Origin of the sequence: Pelistega europaea (genome assembly GCF_013133775.1) — a bacterium.
In the GTDB taxonomy this organism is placed as follows: domain Bacteria; phylum Pseudomonadota; class Gammaproteobacteria; order Burkholderiales; family Burkholderiaceae_B; genus Taylorella; species Taylorella europaea.
The window spans coordinates 170,424-188,136 of sequence record NZ_JABGBO010000004.1 but is presented as its reverse complement, the minus strand read 5'-3'; the positions used below and the strand labels follow the sequence as shown (position 1 = coordinate 188,136).

Here is a 17,713-nt window from a genome sequence, read left to right as displayed (position 1 = left end):
TGAAAACTATATAATACTACGCTAATGGTAGGTATTTTTATAAAAGAGCGGCTGTGGTTATTTTTTGGAAATTAATAAAGACGGTGATATGGATAGTCATCGTACTTGCATTGGGTTTGGTGGGAGTTTTATTGGCAGCGAAATATGTCATTACCCCTCAACTGGAACAATGGCGTCCTGACCTAGAGCAGTGGGTGGCAACAAAGATTCAGCTGCCCTTTCAGGTGGATAACATGGCAGTACAATGGCAGGATTTAGCCCCACAGCTTAATTTGAGTGGTGTTGTATTGGGAGAAGATGATGACCACAAAATTCAAGTACAAAATCTTGCGGTTGAGCTTGATCCGGCTTCATTAATCACTCTGAATCCTAAAGTAAAATCCCTTTCGCTTGATGGATTACAAATGTTTGTTGAACGTAGTGCGACGGGGGAAATTTCTATTTTAAACAAGGTGTTGAATGCCGATAAGGGTAAGCTAATAGCTCAAATGCCACAGTACCAAGAACAACTACAAAAAACTGTGGAAAATTGGTTGTCTTGGGCTTTTGAACAACTGCCGACCCAAATTCATATTAAAAATGCCCATGTGGTGTGGAGAGATCAGCGTCGTAAGAATCTTCCTGATTTAGAATTTAATCCAGTATCAGTTTCTCTTACCCATGATAATCAGCGATTGAGTGCTTCTGTACAAATTAGTCCTCCAGCACAGGCAGGGAGTACCTTACAGCTTAATGCCAATTTTACGCGTGATGGAGATGGTCATGTTCAGCTTACTTGGCATGATTGGAAACCCAATTATTTTAAAGAGTGGTTTTATTTTCCTCTTGTGATGCAACAAGGGATAATTAAGAAAGCAGAGGGTAATTTTGAATTTAAATCTTCTACATTGAGTCGATTCTCAGTACAGACAGCACTCAATGATTTTGTTTTCATGGAAAAAGAGGCACGTGATAATCATGCCTTTGTGGTGCAGGGTGATGCAGCAGATTTGACTATTGCCTCTGATACAGGATTGCAGCACCCTTATCATTTTGATATTAAAGCACAAAAAATCTATGTACAGGCAGATGATTATTTCCGTCATCCGATGGATTTTACCAATATCCATATGCGAGGTGTTTATGAATTAAATGCTGAACAGCATACTCGGTTGAGGTTTGAACAATTTACCACGCAATTACCCTATGGTGCGGTGAATTTATCTGGTTCATGGGAGGCGGACCCCAACAGTGATAATGGAATTGTGGATTTGCAGGGTAGTATCCCACAGTTGGCCTTGAACAAGTTGCCAGATTATTTGCCCAAGACTATTAATGCTGACTCATTGGATTGGCTTGAAAGTGCATTTCTTACTGGGACATTGGAAAATGCCTCGGTAAAGGTGCAAGGGGTAGTTGACCATATTCCATTTGGACTTCGACCACAGTCTGGCGAATTTCATATTCAAGGAGATGTTAAGGATTTAGCACTACATTATCACCAATATGCTAAAGAGGATGAATCTTACTGGCCTGATATTGTTGTGCCTTTTGCTCAAGTAGATTTTAATCGTCAAAACATCCACATCAAGGGAAAACAATTTACTTTAGCGGGTGCTTTGGGAGAGAGTGCGGTGCAAATCTATGAGGCTGATGTCCGTGTGAATAACATCGAAAAGGACTCCTATGTGGATATTCAAGCCTCATTGGGTATGAGTGGTGAGGCTTTGTTTGATTTTTACCAAACCTCCCCATTACAGCGAATTTTGTCACATTCATTGGATAAAAGTAAGATAACAGGGAATCTGGAAGGTACCTTGTCGGTACATATTCCCCTTTTAAATACAGATGCTTCCACTATAAGAGGAGAGTTTACCGTACAGGATACATCGTTCCAATTAAGTCCAGACTACCCTATGTTGACACGGGCCAATGGTTCGGTGGTAGTTACAGAGCAACATGTGGTGTTGAATCAAATTAAAGGAAAACTGTTGGGAGCTGATGCTCAACTTGATGGGGCAATTGGGGCTAGAGGAGATAGTTTATCTATACAAGGCACTATGACGGATAAAGGTCTGTATGATTATTTAGAACTATCAGGGAAGAAGAAATCCCGTCTTAAAGGACAATCTGCATATACTGTGCAAGTAGATTTTCTTGGTGGTAAGAATATTGATGTGACATTGCAAAGCAATCTTAAAGGTCTGACATTAAATTTACCTGAGCCTTTGGCTAAAAAAGCAGAGCAAGAGTCTCCTTTAGAAATTCATTTGTTGGCACCTCAGACAGCTATCAATCCTGTGCGGTCAGAGAAAACGGTTTCAGATAAGACATCGTATAAGCGTGCTAAGAATGCAGATAAGCTGATGCTGGACTATAAGAATTTGCATTTACTATTTGAGCGTAATAATCGTGGTGCAGCTCGCTTTAATCGAGGGGTGATAGCGCTTGGTCAGGTCAATGCGATAATGCCTGTTGAGCATCTACGTATTGAGGCTAGAGAAACAGCATTAGATATTGGTAATTGGTTAGATATTATTGATGAGTTTAGTTCAAAATCTTCTGGTGAAAGCAAAATATTTCCCGAAACTAGATGGCTGGATATAGAGGCAGATCGTCTCTCTTTACATGGTGCTTATATTGAGCAAGCAAAATTGCAAGGCAAACGGGAGGGTAGTGAATGGCGTTTAAACATAGATTCACCTGATGCCAAGGGAGATGTCAATCTTGCATTGAAAAACGGGGTGTTGGATAAGGTAACATTGGCGTTAGATAAATTTACTTTTAAAAAGCAAGACACTGCACCAATGGATGAGGCCTCTTTGAAGAAGTCTGCTACAAAAGAGAGTGAAGTGAAGCAAAAAGCAGCAGAGCCATCATTGTCTTCCCATACTCCTACAAGAGTAGATTTACCCAGTATTCAAGGGAGGGTGAAACGTCTATTTTTACCTAATCATCTCCTTGGTCAGCTAGAAATCAATAGTCAGCAAAAAGACAAAAATACATGGCAGCTCAACTCATTAAGCTTGACCAATGATGTTGGTAGTCTTTATGCGACAGGAGAATTAAAGAGCAGCCGAACACAAACACAAGGCAATATTAACCTAAACATTAATGCCATCAATACAGGAAAGTTCTTGCAGTATTTTGGTTATGCTAAAGATTTGAAAGCAGGCAAAGGATTTATTAACGCACAGCTTAATCTGGATGATGTCAGCACTTGGGATTTAGAACATCTCAAAGCGACAGGAAAAGTACAGGTGAATAATGGCGCTTTATTGCAGGTCAATTCTAATTCAATGAAAGTATTGGCATTGGTGTCACTACAGTCTTTTGCTGGTTTAAGTAGTTTTGCAGGGCGTTCACCAAGTGTGTTGAGTAAGGGATTACCATTTGATTATATGCGTAGTTCTTTTACCTTGGACCAAGGGGCGCTTGTCTTACACGACTTCCGTCTTAATGGTCCTTTAGTCGCTATCGTAGCAGCAGGTAAAACACATTTAAAAGATGAAATGTTGGATATTGAAATTGCCGCAATTCCCAAAATTGAAATGAGTGGTGCAGCTGTGCTAGCGGGGGTTATTGTGAATCCTGTAGTTGGGGTAGGTGCATTCTTATCGCAGTGGTTACTGACAACACCACTTAATAGAGCACTGACGGCGTATTATCATGTGACTGGTACTTGGGATGAACCACAAATTCAGGACAAGTCTCTTCCGACAGAGCATGAACTCAAAGAACGTCAAGCAGACTCCACGGAAAAATAATATGACATATTTTTCCTATAGGAATAAGAGCTAGCAAAGAATGCTAGATGATGAAGTAATGATTCGGGATATACTTATACTATAAATTGTTCTTTTTGAGACAAAAAAACAACTCTTTAGACTGATGAGGGTTTGCATCTATTGCATATACTAAAGTGTAGTGGCAATATGTGGACGCTTACGAGATACCTAACAATAATAGCCAAAGGTAGAGAAAATGACGTTAAGTGTTTTTGATATATTCAAAGTTGGGGTGGGACCCTCTAGCTCACATACAGTAGGTCCCATGATTGCAGCAGTACGTTTTGTTCGCCGTTTAGAAGAGGCTAATTTGCTGGATAGAGTAGCCAAGCTACATATTGAGCTTTTTGGTTCTTTGGGTGCGACAGGTTATGGTCATGCGAGTGATACCGCAGTGATTGTAGGATTATTTGGACACTTACCAGATGAAGTGGATCCTGATTTAATACCTATACTGATTCAGCAAGTCCGTGATGAACATAAAGTACGGTTGCTTGATCAGTATGAAGTGGTTTTTAATCCAGATAAAGATTTGATCTTTAACCTTACCGAGACGCTTCCTCAGCATCCTAATGGTATGCGCTTTAAAGCTTTCGATGCAGATGGCAAGCAACTGATGAAAAAAGAGTATTACTCTATTGGTGGTGGTTTTGTCATGAATTGTGATGGACTTAAAGTCAATTTAAGTCCTGATGAGCCAGTTCCTTACCCGTTTAAGACAGGTGATGATTTGCTTGTTTTAACGAAAAAACACGGCTTAAGCATTGCTCAGCTGATGATGGCAAATGAGTTAGTTTATCAATCTGAACAAGAGGTACGTGCCAAGATTCTGCATATTTGGCATGTGATGCAGGCTTGTGTTAAACGTGGTTGCTCACAAGAAGGGCTATTGCCAGGCGGTTATAAAGTGAAGCGTCGAGCGCCTGCTTTATATCAGCGTTTGCGTGATCGCCCAGAGGAGTCTCTACGCGACCCACTTTCCATGCTGGATTGGGTCAACTTATATGCTATGGCAGTCAATGAAGAAAATGCCTCTGGTGGTCGAGTGGTGACCGCTCCGACCAATGGGGCAGCAGGTATTATTCCTGCAGTATTGCACTACTATGAGCGTTTTATTACTCATGCCAATGAACAGGGTATTATTGATTTCTTATTGACGGCAGCTGCTATTGGTATTCTTTACAAGGAGAATGCTTCTATTTCAGGGGCAGAAGTTGGTTGTCAGGGAGAGGTTGGTGTGGCTTGCTCTATGGCTGCAGGGGCTCTTGCTGCTGTGTTGGGAGGGACTCCTCAGCAAGTTGAAAATGCTGCTGAAATCGGTATGGAGCATAACTTGGGCATGACTTGTGACCCAGTCGGTGGTTTGGTGCAGGTGCCTTGTATTGAGCGTAATGCTATGGGGGCTGTTAAAGCAATTAATGCAGCCCGTTTAGCTCTACGAGGAGATGGGCAGCATTTGGTTTCTTTGGACAAAGTGATTATCACCATGAAGCAGACAGGGGCGGATATGATGTCTACGTATAAAGAGACTTCCCGTGCTGGTTTGGCAGTAAATGTGCCTGAATGTTGATACAGGCATCACTTGTTAAAGAGAGTTTTTTGAAAGTTAAAGGCTAGGTATTGACCTAGCCTTTAGTGTTTAAAAATATACAGTTTAATCTGATGGCTTGGATTGCTGGTAAAGAGTGATTAGCTTGCTTTAATCTTAAATTCAAAACCCACCGATTGCCATTCTTTTGCTTCTAGCTCTAAGCTATAGCGAGTAAGGGGGCGTTCATTAAGCCATGCTTTACTAATTTGTACCGTAATCGTGCGATGATTGTCTGTACTGAGTGAGACAATACGCCCTGCTTTAGGATTTTGACGATTACGCAAGAAGAGGGTGGCCAGACGCAAGCAGAGAATAGCTTGCCATTTATCACTACTCAAACCTTGAATATGGGTCTTATTAAGACGACCTTGTTGTACTAAGGTTAGTACGGCAAGACGACGTTGGTCATCTTGTGAAAAACCAGGCATATCAGCATTTTCAAGCACATAAGAGGTGTGTTTATGAAAAGAACTTTGGGAGATACTAAGCCCAATTTCATGTAAGTCAGCCGCCCAGCCTAATGCACGGCGAATATCCTCTTTATTGGCAGGATTGATACTATCATAAAAGTCTAGAGCAAGATTTTTAACACGTTGTGCTTGTTTTCCATCAATATGGTAGCGACGCATAAAAATCTTTACGGTTTCATCACGCTTATCAGACGCTTCATGACGTCCTAGCATATCGTAAAGGACGCCTACACGTAGCGCACCTTCACCTTGTAGCATGTTGTCCACTTTAAGGGAGCGGAATATCGCAATCATAATAGCCAAGCCAGCCGGTAATACCTCAATGCGATCCACTTTTAGACCACGTAGCTCTGGGGCTTTGGCTGAACCATGCTTGATAAGAATGCGTTTTAGTTTAAGCATACCCTCCAGAGTGATGGCACGAGTAGGCACAAGACCTGATTCAAACAATACGGCAATAATTGCTTTAGCCGTACCCGATGAGCCGTAAGCCTGCTCCCATCCCATCTTACGATAAGGTTTGCTGATGACCTCAAGCTCCTTGCTAGCGGCCAGTTCAGCTTTTTCAAAGGCTTTTTCGGTCACTGCTCCACCTGGGAAATAGGCTTTTGTGTAGCTAACACAACCCATATGTAGTGATTTCATCAGCTTAGGCTCAAGCCCTTTACCAATAATAAATTCTGTTGAACCCCCACCTATATCAACAACAAGGCGTTCTTTTTTTGATGGAGGAAGTTCGTGTACAACTCCAGAGAAAACCAGACGAGCTTCCTCTTGGCCAGAAATTACCTCAATGGGAAAACCTAAAGCAGCTTCTGCACGAGGTAGCAATTCGTCAATGTTTTTTGCCACACGGAAAGTGTTGGTGGCTACTGCACGCACATGACTGGGATGAAAGTCGCGGATGCGCTCACCGAAACGCTGTAGCACGGTTACTGCACGTTGAATAGCATCCTCACTTAATATACGATTTTCATCTAGTCCTGCGGCAAGACGTACGGTTTCTTTGAGCCTATCAATAGAGAAAATTTGAGCAATACCGTCGTGTTGTACCACGCGTCCCACTGAAAGACGGAAACTATTAGATCCTAGATCAATAGAAGCGAGAAGATGATTCATTTCCATAGCAGTTGCCTTTTTTGTCTTATAACAATTATTGTAGTAGATAACAAAAGCCTATTTTAGCGTGAATATCAGTGTAATAAGGGGAGGGGATTTTCATTTTAAATAAAATCCTGTTCAGTACCATAAGGATGGAGGATTTTTAAATAAAATCATGTGAGTTTCTGCAATATAGTCCATTGGTATATAGCGATAATAGATAATCCCAAAGAAGTGGTTGAGAAACCGTGTGGATTTCTTTCTACTTTACTCGCTTAATATGGCATTGTCATCAAACAGTCACTATACTATGTTGTAGTAACAAGTTTAGACAAAATTTTAAGAAATAGGTGACCAATGACAACAGAATCTCGCTACCCACTGACGAACTTTATTAATCGTGAAATCTCGCTAATGCGATTTAATGAACGTGTGTTGGCTATGGCAGCTAATCCTAAAACGCCGTTGTTAGAGCGTTTGCGCTATGTGTGTATTGTGAGTTCTAATTTGGATGAGTTCTTTGAAATTCGTATTGCTAGCCTGAAAAAGCAAATCGTTCATGACCCTAAGTCTGTAGGGGCTGATGGTCTTACTCCAGCGCAGGCATTAGACCAAGTACAACGACAAGTGCATGAATTGGTGGAGCACCAGTATCAATTACTTAATGATGAGATTCTGCCTCAGTTGCGCAAGTATGGCGTACGTATTTTTAAACAGGCAGACTACAATGATAAGATTCATGCTTGGGCACAACAAGTGTTCATGGAAGAAATTTATCCTCTATTGACCCCTATTGGTTTAGACCCTGCTCACCCATTTCCTCGTATCTTAAATAAAAGTTTGAACTTTATTGTGCCACTTGAGGGACAGGATGCTTTTGGGCGTAATGCTTCCATTGCCATTGTTCAGGCTCCACGAGCACTGCCTCGGCTTATAAAAATTCCACCAGAAGTCTGTGGAGAGCCTCATGGTTATACCTTGCTATCTTCGTTGATGCAGGTTTTTGTGCATGAAATTTTTCCTGGATTAAGTATCAAGGGGATTTATCAGTGGCGTGTAACTCGTAACAGTGATTTATATTTAGAAGAAGAGGTTGAGGACTTACGTCGTGCATTACAAGGTGAGTTATCTCAACGTAATTTTGGAAATGCCGTACGTCTAGAAGTGGCAAAGGATATGCCGTCACAACTTGTGCATTTCTTACAAAAAGAGTTTGGTCTACGTGATGCTGATACCTATTATACGAATGGTTCAGTTAATCTTACCCGCATCATGCCACTTGCAGATGTGGATGCCGGTGCTGAGTTAAATTTTTCTCCTTATACAGCTCCTATTCCTGCACCGTTTAATCGTATGACTGGCAAGCCAGAGGAGATGTTTGCTGCAATAGCTAAACAGGACTTGTTATTACATCATCCCTACCAGTCTTTCCAACCCGTCTTGGATTTTCTGACAGCGGCTGCTTATGATCCTGATGTAGTTGCAATTAAACAGACGATTTACCGCACAGGGGAAGACTCTGAATTAATGAACTTACTCCTAAAAGCTGCACGTTCAGGAAAAGAAGTGACTGTGGTGGTGGAATTAATGGCTCGTTTTGATGAGCAAACCAACATTAATTGGGCGGCAAAATTAGAGGAGGTTGGTGCTCATGTAGTGTATGGTGTAGTGGGACACAAGACCCATGCCAAGATGGCATTAGTACTTCGTCGAGAACACAAGAAAATTGTACGTTATGGTCATATTGGTACTGGGAATTACCATCCACGTACTGCACGACTATACACAGATTTTGGCTTATTGACGAGCGACAAAGAAATTACTGAAGATATGGATAAGGTGTTCTCTTTACTGACAGGATTGGGAGCACGCCGTCCATTAAAACAGTTATTACAATCCCCCTTTACGCTTCATGAGACCATGATTAAGCATATTCATCATGAGATTGAGCAGGCTAAACAAGGCAAAAAAGCAAAAATCATGTTAAAGATGAATTCCTTGATTGAACCTCAGGCGATTGGTGCTTTATATGAAGCTAGCCAAGCAGGGGTAGAAATTGACCTTGTAGTGCGTGGTGTGTGCAGTCTTAAAGCCGGTGTAGAGGGATTGTCAGAGAATATCCGATTAATCTCTATCGTAGGGCGTTTCTTAGAGCACTCACGAGTGTTTTATTTCTATAATGAGGGCCAAGAGACGGTTTACCTTTCCTCAGCAGATTGGATGGATAGAAACTTCTTTCGCCGAGTGGAAATTGCTTGTCCGATTAAAGATAATAGCCTGAAGAAACGCGTTATTAATGAGGCCTTTACGATGGCGTTCAAGGATAACCAATTAGCGTGGAAAGGGTTGCCAGATGGACAATATGAACCTATTCGCAATCGTCGTCGAGCATTTAATTTGCATGAGCAATTAATGAAATTATTAGGCTAAACAATCGGCAATCATAATCTATTAAGGTGGAATGCTGTCTTTCTGTAAGCATGTCTTGGTAACTGTCTTACGCTGAACTTTATCATGCCAAACGAAACAGCCCCCAAAGTTAGTCTTAACATTGAGGGCTGTTTGGTTAAATCTTAAAAAACAAGGGAGATTGTTTAGTTGCCTAATTGCTGTAAAGCACGAATGCGACTTTCAATAGGTGGGTGGGTAGAGAATAGCGCCATTACATTCATTTTGTCACTGATTCCCATAGCTTGCATCCCTTTAGCAAGTTCGCCAGGTTCTAAATTTCCCAAACGAGCAAGTGCTTTCTGCATGGGTTGGGTAGAGCCGAGTAATTGGGCAGAGCCTGCATCAGCACGGTACTCCCGTTGGCGCGAGAACCATGCCACAATGATAGAAGCAAGAATACCAAAAACAATCTCACAGACCATTGTAGTGATATAGTAACCGATACCAACACCATCACGGTCATCACCACGAGATAATGCTCGGTCGATAAAAGTTGCAGCGATACGAGCAAAAAACACAACGAAAGTATTAACTACCCCTTGAATAAGAGTTAATGTGACCATATCGCCATTGGCGACGTGAGCAACTTCATGGCCAAGCACAGCAGTGACTTCCTCTTCGTCCATACTTTGGAGTAAACCTGTCGAGACAGCAACCAGAGCTTCATTTTTAAAAGCACCAGTGGCAAAAGCATTAGGGGCTCCTTCGTATATACCAACATCAGGGCGACCAATACCTGCACGGTCAGCTAATTGGTGAACTGTATCGACTAGCCAGGCTTCGGTATTGTTAGCGGGTGCACTAGGATTGATGATGCGTACTCCCATGCTCATAATGGCCATACGTTTACTCATAAAGAGCGAAATGATGGAACCAGTAAAGCCAACAATGACAGAAAAAATCATCAAGGCACTGTAATCAATGCCATTTGCTGTTAGATAGCGGTTAGCTCCTGTCAAAGTAAGTGTGATATTTAAAACGAGCATCACAGCAAGGTTGGTAAGTATGAATAAAAAAATACGTTTCATCAAAAATCCTTCAAATAGATAAATGTAGGAAAACAAGTCTCTGTGAAAAGTAAAAGGGAACCTCTTCATCAACAATATGGGGGTTATTTTTTTCTTTTACAGATGTTGCATATTAAAAGATTTATTTGTGGAACTCCATAAGATACTTCAGTGTGTAACGATTATTTTATTGACGTGGCGACGATAACGGCTACAATAATGGTGTATCTCAATTACATCGTGAATTTATTATGCAGTCGCTTTGGATGTTAGTCGCCTCTCTTATGTTTGCATGTATGGGGGCGAGCATTAAATTTGTCCTAGAAAATGGAGCCTCTTTATCTTCGGTCGTGCTTTTCCGAGCCTTACCTTCAGTAGTATGTATTTTAATGTGGGCTATCCTGACCAAACATAGCCTGAAAACGCAGCACTTTTCATCTCATTTTAAACGTAATGTTTCAGGGGTGACTTCGCTCTGGTTGAGTTTTTATGCTTTTGGTATTTTACCGTTAGCAACAGCCGCGAGTCTAAATTATACCTCCTCACTTTATATCGGTTTATATGTAGTGTTTGCTGCACATTGTATTAAACAAAATATAGGCAGATTGATGGCTGTTTTACTGGGGTTTGCAGGCGTTATTTTGGTGTTGCGTCCCAGTATTAATGAAAATCAATGGATGGGTATTGTCGCTGCTTTATTGGCAGGGCTTTGTGCTGCTTTTGCCATGTTTCAAGTGAAATCCTTAGGGCGTTTGGGAGAACCTGTATGGAGGACGGTATTTTATTTTTCGGCAGTAGGTACATTGACAGGTCTACTGTTTGTGCGATTAGAGGATTTTGATGGACTGTCTTTACAAACATGGATTGTTCTAGTGATGACAGGTGTGTTTGGTATGTTCGGTCAACTCTGTATGACACAGGCTTATGGGGCGGGTTCACCCATTATCGCAGCGGTGCTTCAGTATGCAAACCTTATTTATTCCGTATTTTTAGGTATTTTGTTTTGGAATAATATACCGGATTTATTGGCATGGGTAGGCATGTCTATGATTGTATTAGCCGGAGTCAGTATTGTGGTAATAGACCAAAGAAATGCGATTACTGCTAAACTAGAGGCCATCATTCACAAGAAACACTAGCATCTTTAGGAGATAATAATGTCAAAAGTTTTAATCAATGCGGCAGAGTTACTGGCCACACCTTCTGTTTCACGTCAATTCATTGATGTGCGGCATGATTTGGGGAATCATCAGCTCGGGGCTCAGCAATATGCAGAAGGGCATATCCCTGGGGCAGTATTTTTTGATCATGAGACCGATTTATGTTCTCCCAAAACAGGCACAAACGGTCGTCATCCTTTGCCTAATCGAGGCGATTTTGCTGCTTTATTGGCAAAAAGGGGCATTGATATTGCCAAGGAAACAGTTGTTTATGATGCCGATAGCATGATGTTTGCTGCCCATATGTGGTGGATGTTACGTTGGGTTGGTTTTACTAATGTTCGTGTACTTAATGGGGGTATCAAGGCATGGAAAGCGGCAGGTGGTTCTATTGAAAGTGGAGTTGCAGCTCCCTTGCCAGCTGTATCGTGGACTATGCCTGCTAGCCCTATGAGAGTATTTACAGCGGATCAGGTACTGGCGAATATTACTGACCCACAATTTACTTTAATAGATGCTCGTGCTCCTGAGCGTTACCGTGGCGATGTAGAACCTATGGATCCTGTAGCTGGACATATTCCTGGGGCGATTAACCATCCGTTTGCACAAAACCTCAATGCAGAGGGGTTGATGAAATCGCCTGAGGAATTGCGCGAGATTTTTGCTCAATATAATCAACACAGTCTTATTGTGCATCAGTGTGGTTCAGGCGTCACTGCTTGCCATAATATTCTTGCTATGGAAGAGGCTGGTTTGCACAACTATGCATTGTATGCTGGTTCTTGGAGTGAATGGGTGGCAGATGCTAGTCATCCTGTAGCAACAGGGGCAGCTTAATGCTGGGCTTATTTTTCTATGCACAGCTTTTTTTGGGATTGTACATTGCTTGGCGGATTGTTTATCCACTGCCAGTGACTAAAGGGGTGAGGATATTTTTCTTCCTTTTAGTACTGATGGTATCCATGCTATTGGTGATTGAACAACGGATATTGGGACGAGCATTTATTTCTGCGCAGCCCTTGTGGTTTTCATGGGTAGCAGGTTGTGCCTATGTTGCTTTTATCCTATTAGGTGTACTGACCTTATTTAGCGATGCTATCTTCCTTGTTAAACGTTGGCTTTTTCGACGCCCCCGCATGTGGGGGCAACATTGGCGCTTAGGGATATTATTGGTGACTGCGATTTTGACAACAGTGGGGGTGCAGCAAGCGACTAAAATTCCTGAGACACGTCATGTGGAGATTACTATCCGTGATTTACCAGAGTCACTTAATGGTTTTACCATTGTGCAGTTAACAGATTTGCATGTTAGCTTTATGATGAGAGGGGCATGGCTACGTCAGATTGTAGATAAAGTGAATGCATTAAAGCCTGATGTTATCTTATTAACAGGTGATATGGTCGATGGCTATGTGCCTGATAAAATTCAAGATATTGCTCCATTGGCCGACCTTAAGGCACTTTATGGTGTATATGGTATCACAGGTAATCATGAGTATTATTTTGATGCACCAGCCTGGGTGGAACACTTTCAGCGGCTAGGAGTGACAATGTTAAACAATGCTCATGTGGTATTGAATTATCATGGCACCCCTTTAAAAATAGCTGGGGTAAATGACCCGGCGGCGTTGCAATTTGGTTTGGAGGGACCAGATCTTGATAAGGCCTTGCACCATGCTGTGGGAATGTATGTGTTGGCAGAGGACATGCAATCCATGACCACTATTCTTATGGATCATCGTCCCATAAATGCCTATGATAATATTGCCAAAGGCGTTGATTTGCAATTATCAGGGCATACGCATGGCGGATCGGTATGGGGGTTAACTGAAATTGTTAAACAAGTAAATAACGGTTTTGTCTCTGGTTTATACAATCTTGATGATAAAGGATGGATGTACTTAAGTAACGGGGCAGGTCTGTGGAATGGTTTTCCAGTCAGATTGGGGGTTCCATCGGAGATTTCTGTGATTGTGTTAAGACACTAGGATAAGGGGCATCAATAGTTTATGATGCCCCCAGTTTTTTGATAAAAGAATAATTAATACTTACTCTTCTTTAATACCTAATGGTTATCCATCAAGGGTTGCTTCCCATAATGCGGTGATACCATTCGTGGAAGTGTTGCATACCGTCTTCCATTGGGGATTGATAAGGACCGACCTCATTATCTCCACGTTCAAAGAGCGCCAAGCGACCTGCATCCATACGTTCAGCAATTTCATCATCTTCAATGGCTGTTTCCATATAAGCAGCTCGTTGGGCTTCCACAAAATCGCGTTCAAATGCGGCGATTTCTTCAGGATAGTAGAATTCTACGATATTCACTGTCTTTTGCGGACTGACAGGGTAAAGAGTGGAAAGTACCAATACATGAGGGTATAGCTCAATCATATGGGTAGGGTAGTAAGTGACCCATACTGCACCGAAGTCTGGCGCTTCACCACCACGGAATTGAAGCAATTCATCATGCCAACGTTGGTATACTTTAGAACCTGGGTTTGCTAAGGCTTGGTGTACACCTACACGTTGTGCGCTGAACCAATCCTCAAACTCCCAGGATAGGTCAGAGCAAGTAACAAACTTACCCAAACCAGGATGGAATGGCTCTACATGGTAGTCTTCAAGATAGACTTCAATAAAAGTCTTCCAGTTATAATTACACTCGTGAACCTCTACATGATCTAAGACATAGTCCGAGAAATCAAAGTTTGGTAACTTGAATAGGGTTGCCATATCCTGTGCAGGATTGCGAGGCCCCTCGAAAAGCAAACCATGACAGTTTTGGAGAGGAAATTTCTTGAGATTTTTACAGGGATTCTCATCGAAATGAGGGGCACCAAGAAGCTCTCCCTTATTGTCATAAGTCCAACGGTGAAGAGGGCAAACAATATTGCCACCGGTATGGCGTAAATTGCCGTGATTATTATTAGGATCAGTCACATTACCTGCTTGACCGCCAAGCATAATGGCTTGACGATGGCGACAAACATTTGAGATGAGTTCAACACCATTTTCATTGCGGACAAGGATGCGTCCGGCATTGTCTTGAGGTAAAGCACGCCAATCACCGAGTTCTGGTACAGTTTTCTCGTGACCAACGTAGATTGAAGCATTTTTGAAGATGCGCTCTTGCTCTAGCGCAAAGATTTCTTCATCGAAGTAGGCACTAACTGCTAATTGAGTTTTGCCTGGAGTGACATGCGATTTTTTAGCAATGTCTGACATAATGGAGAGCCCCCCGCTTTAAAAAGATTAATAAAAAACGACTTACCAAGGGTCATAAGTCGTGCGTTAAAAAAACACATTATAGCCTAGATGGGGGTGAAAAGGCTTTTGTTAAACCTTATTGAGAAATCTTTTTGTTAAAATACCCATAAAGACATTACAAGTGCATAGAAATGTCATAACAGCAGGCATAGAGGATGTCAATTAACCAAAAGGAAATATGATGGCGAACACTAAAAGTGCAGCAAAACAAGATTTACCCACAACATTTGAAGAAGCACTAGCAGAGCTTGAGCAAATTGTTCAAAGTATGGAAGATGAGATGTTTACTTTGGAAGAAAGTCTTAAGGCTTATGAGAGAGGGGTGTTGTTGACTAAAGTGTGTCAAGAGAAACTTGATGCTGCCAATCAACAAGTACAAGTATTACAGAATAATTTGCTCCGTCCTATGGATAATAATGAAGAGGATCAGCAAGATATAGAAGATACTGATTCTTTTATTGATGATACACCGTTTTAATAAAGTTTTTGTTTTTAGGACAAAGATTGGTGGGTGAGTGCATTCAGAAAAAAGAAGTGGTATTAAAGAAGAAGTAGTAGTTGGCCACCAACAAGGTTCCTGACATGGCTCTTGATGAATTCAGAAAAAGCTGGAGCCTCTATGGTTGAAGAATAATCGTAAATGATGTGGAAAAACAACGAATATATCCCCTTTTTTTCTTTATGGCTTGCGTTTTTTTTGAAAGATTGGCATAATTTTAAGTCTTGATGCTTGCCTAGTAGCTCAGCGGTAGAGCAGCGGACTGTTAATCCGTTGGTCACTGGTTCGATCCCAGTCTGGGCAGCCAGAATTTATAGCCTCTTATGTTTTTTACATAAGAGGCTTTTTCGTTTTCTTAAAAAATTAAATAAATACTATTCGAATCACAAATAAACGCTATACTTGTGATTTCATTAAATTGTCATATTTTTATGGTAGCCATTTGCGGTTTTTGTTTGAGTCCTTTGTACTAAACAGTAGCGATTGGAGGCCGATAAGGGATATTTTATGGCACTACATTTCCCTAAACATATCATCAAGTATGTTTCTCTCTTGTTGATACTGATAGCACTTAGCATCAGTTTTGGGTTTAGTGAGGCTTGGTTACAGCTTTGCTATGGCCTAGCACTCTTTTTATTCGGTATGCAATGTATCGAAGAGGGTTTAAATAATGCAGCGGGTGGGATGCTTGAGCAATTAATGACGAAAAGTACTGCGACTCCTGTGAGAAGTATGCTATTTGGGATGGTGGCAACTTTTATCCTCCAATCAACTACTCTTGTTTCTTTATTGACAATAGCTTTTCTTGGAACAGGGTTGATTAGTCTGGCGGGCGGTATTGCTATTATTTTGGGGACCAATTTAGGAGCGACTAGTGGTATTTGGTTGCTGGCCTTAGTGGGTAAGAGTGTTAGCCTAGCACCATTAGCAGTTCCCATGTTTATTTTTGGGATTATCGCGTCTTTTTTTAAAGGTCGTGTGAAGTCTATTGGTCGTATATTTATTGGTATTTCACTTATCTTTCTTGGAATTGATACATTAAAAACAGGATTTAATACGGTAGGGGATGCCATTGATTTTAGATCCTACCAGTTAGAGGGTGCGTTAGGTGTTGCTGCTTTTGTGCTTATTGGTTTGCTACTAACGGTCATATTGCAATCAACTCATGCAACATTAATTTTGACATTGGCAGCATTAGGTGGTGGGCAGATTAGTATTGAGCAATCTTTTGCTATTGCAATTGGCTCTAATGTGGGTTCTAGTTTATCAACAGCTTTGGTTGGTTTTCTAGGTAGTGCTAGAAGTGGGCAGCGATTGGCTCTAGCTCATCTTTCCTTTAACGTGGTAACAGCTGTGCTATCGTTAATTATATGGATTCCTCTGACTCGACTAACAGAGTGGGTTGGGCAGTGGGCAGGATTTAATAGCTTGTTACAATTATCTTTGTTCCATACCTTGTTTAATGTTTTAGGGGTGATTGTATTCTGGCCTATGCAAGAGCAACTGGCAAATCTACTCAGGAAATGGTTGCCTAGCCAATCGCAACAAAGTATGTTGCCTCAAGGGGCAAAGCCTGATGCAGAAGAATCTGTTACGGCATCAGAGCCAACTGAGGTTCCTACGGTTAAAGCCCGTTATTTAGACAAAAATATGTTGTTATCTGGGGATACTGCAGTACGAGCCATTTTCTGGGAAACCAAGCATCTGATGACGCTGTGTTTAGAAGTGCTTTGCCGTTCAGCTTATATTCCTATCGAACGTTTGCGTGATTTACAAAATCATGAGCCTTTGCCAGCACCTGAGTTGCCATTAGTACTTGATGTGAAAGGGCTTTATGAAGAGCAAATCAAGCAACTTTATAGTGAAATTCTTGATTTTAATAGTCAAATGAACGTAACAGACTCTCAGGTGCGAGACCGTCTGTTTCAGCTTTATTTGGCAGGCTCACATTTGCTTGATGCAGTCAAAGAAGCCAAGGGTCTCCAAAAGCATATGTTTACTGCCTTGTCATCCACAGAGTCCAATGTTTTTGAATCTCGTATGCAACTACGTCAACATTTGTTTGTGACCTTGCAATACTTTGTGCGTTTATCGCTTTTTTCTCCTAAATCTACTGATTGGTATCACCAGTTTGATGCATTTCGTCACCATGCTCATGGTTTTGACGTTAGTTTCCAAAATGAATATTTGGATAAATTGCGTGAAAAGGCGATTGACCGTGCAGCATTTAAGACATTAATTAATGATGGGGGGCGTATTCGTCGCATTGATCGTAAGTTAATTGAAATTTTGCAGATTAGTGCAGAGAGTTTGCCAGATGACTTGTTGCTTATTTCTCCTGATGATATGGAGGGATTGATCCCTATGCCAACATAGCTGGTTTCTCTTTTGTTTCTT

The 17,713-nt window shown here is 41.4% G+C and carries 11 protein-coding genes and 1 tRNA gene; 9 read left to right on the top strand and 3 right to left on the bottom strand.

Annotated features, from left to right (window positions below):
- Positions 1–53 precede the first annotated feature (53 nt).
- Positions 54–3,746, top strand: a complete 3,693-nt coding sequence (locus HKX40_RS05050) for a YhdP family protein (protein ID WP_171588465.1) — start codon at positions 54–56, stop codon at positions 3,744–3,746.
- 217 nt (positions 3,747–3,963) lie between these two features.
- The gene (locus tag HKX40_RS05045) at positions 3,964–5,337 is read left to right on the top strand and encodes an L-serine ammonia-lyase (protein WP_171588463.1); all 1,374 of its coding nucleotides are present in this window, start codon (positions 3,964–3,966) and stop codon (positions 5,335–5,337) included.
- Positions 5,338–5,456: 119 nt separating this feature from the next.
- Here the strand turns inward: HKX40_RS05045 and ppx are convergent, their stop codons facing one another.
- Positions 5,457–6,947, bottom strand: a complete 1,491-nt coding sequence (gene ppx / locus HKX40_RS05040; protein ID WP_171588550.1) for an exopolyphosphatase — start codon at positions 6,945–6,947, stop codon at positions 5,457–5,459.
- Positions 6,948–7,286: 339 nt separating this feature from the next.
- Here ppx and ppk1 point away from each other — a divergent pair, with 339 nt between their 5' ends.
- The gene (ppk1, locus tag HKX40_RS05035; protein WP_171588462.1) at positions 7,287–9,359 is read left to right on the top strand and encodes a polyphosphate kinase 1; all 2,073 of its coding nucleotides are present in this window, start codon (positions 7,287–7,289) and stop codon (positions 9,357–9,359) included.
- Positions 9,360–9,523: 164 nt separating this feature from the next.
- Here ppk1 and htpX read toward each other — a convergent pair whose 3' ends face one another.
- On the bottom strand, positions 9,524–10,408 hold the full coding sequence (htpX, locus tag HKX40_RS05030) for a protease HtpX (RefSeq protein WP_171588461.1): 885 nt from the start codon (positions 10,406–10,408) through the stop codon (positions 9,524–9,526).
- Between the two features lie 230 nt (positions 10,409–10,638).
- On the opposite strand from htpX, the gene HKX40_RS05025 reads away from it, so the two are divergent.
- Genes HKX40_RS05025 through HKX40_RS05015 form a run of 3 tightly spaced genes read left to right on the top strand, consistent with a single transcriptional unit; the run spans position 10,639 to position 13,535 of the window.
- On the top strand, positions 10,639–11,526 hold the full coding sequence (locus HKX40_RS05025; RefSeq protein ID WP_246233579.1) for a DMT family transporter: 888 nt from the start codon (positions 10,639–10,641) through the stop codon (positions 11,524–11,526).
- Between the two features lie 18 nt (positions 11,527–11,544).
- Complete coding sequence (locus HKX40_RS05020; protein WP_171588460.1) at positions 11,545–12,384, top strand: sulfurtransferase; 840 nt, start codon at positions 11,545–11,547, stop codon at positions 12,382–12,384.
- Positions 12,384–13,535 carry a metallophosphoesterase gene (locus HKX40_RS05015; RefSeq protein WP_171588459.1) on the top strand — a complete coding sequence of 384 codons (1,152 nt, stop codon included), beginning with the start codon at positions 12,384–12,386 and terminating at the stop codon, positions 13,533–13,535. The genes HKX40_RS05020 and HKX40_RS05015 overlap by 1 nt, the downstream gene beginning before the upstream one ends.
- A 91-nt stretch (positions 13,536–13,626) precedes the next feature.
- Here the strand turns inward: HKX40_RS05015 and HKX40_RS05010 are convergent, their stop codons facing one another.
- A complete protein-coding gene (locus HKX40_RS05010) occupies positions 13,627–14,775 on the bottom strand; it encodes an aromatic ring-hydroxylating oxygenase subunit alpha (RefSeq protein ID WP_171588458.1) in 1,149 nt (382 codons plus the stop codon).
- 220 nt (positions 14,776–14,995) lie between these two features.
- On the opposite strand from HKX40_RS05010, the gene HKX40_RS05005 reads away from it, so the two are divergent.
- The 3 genes from HKX40_RS05005 (at position 14,996) to HKX40_RS04995 (ending at position 17,692) form a co-directional block, all read left to right on the top strand.
- Positions 14,996–15,295 (top strand): exodeoxyribonuclease VII small subunit, encoded by a 300-nt coding sequence (locus tag HKX40_RS05005; protein ID WP_425500446.1) that lies wholly within the window; start codon positions 14,996–14,998, stop codon positions 15,293–15,295.
- 253 nt (positions 15,296–15,548) lie between these two features.
- Positions 15,549–15,623, top strand: a tRNA-Asn gene (locus tag HKX40_RS05000).
- 200 nt (positions 15,624–15,823) lie between these two features.
- Positions 15,824–17,692, top strand: a complete 1,869-nt coding sequence (locus tag HKX40_RS04995) for a Na/Pi cotransporter family protein (RefSeq protein WP_171588457.1) — start codon at positions 15,824–15,826, stop codon at positions 17,690–17,692.
- Positions 17,693–17,713 lie beyond the last annotated feature (21 nt).

Coding starts and splice junctions, on each gene's coding strand:
- HKX40_RS05045 (WP_171588463.1), top strand. CDS start 3,964: ATGACGTTAAGTGTTTTTGATATATTCAAAGTTGGGGTGGGACCCTCT.
- htpX (WP_171588461.1), bottom strand. CDS start 10,408: ATGAAACGTATTTTTTTATTCATACTTACCAACCTTGCTGTGATGCTC.
- HKX40_RS05010 (WP_171588458.1), bottom strand. CDS start 14,775: ATGTCAGACATTGCTAAAAAATCGCATGTCACTCCAGGCAAAACTCAA.
- HKX40_RS05020 (WP_171588460.1), top strand. CDS start 11,545: ATGTCAAAAGTTTTAATCAATGCGGCAGAGTTACTGGCCACACCTTCT.
- HKX40_RS05015 (WP_171588459.1), top strand. CDS start 12,384: ATGCTGGGCTTATTTTTCTATGCACAGCTTTTTTTGGGATTGTACATT.
- ppk1 (WP_171588462.1), top strand. CDS start 7,287: ATGACAACAGAATCTCGCTACCCACTGACGAACTTTATTAATCGTGAA.
- HKX40_RS05025 (WP_246233579.1), top strand. CDS start 10,639: ATGCAGTCGCTTTGGATGTTAGTCGCCTCTCTTATGTTTGCATGTATG.
- HKX40_RS04995 (WP_171588457.1), top strand. CDS start 15,824: ATGGCACTACATTTCCCTAAACATATCATCAAGTATGTTTCTCTCTTG.
- HKX40_RS05005 (WP_425500446.1), top strand. CDS start 14,996: ATGATGGCGAACACTAAAAGTGCAGCAAAACAAGATTTACCCACAACA.
- ppx (WP_171588550.1), bottom strand. CDS start 6,947: ATGAATCATCTTCTCGCTTCTATTGATCTAGGATCTAATAGTTTCCGT.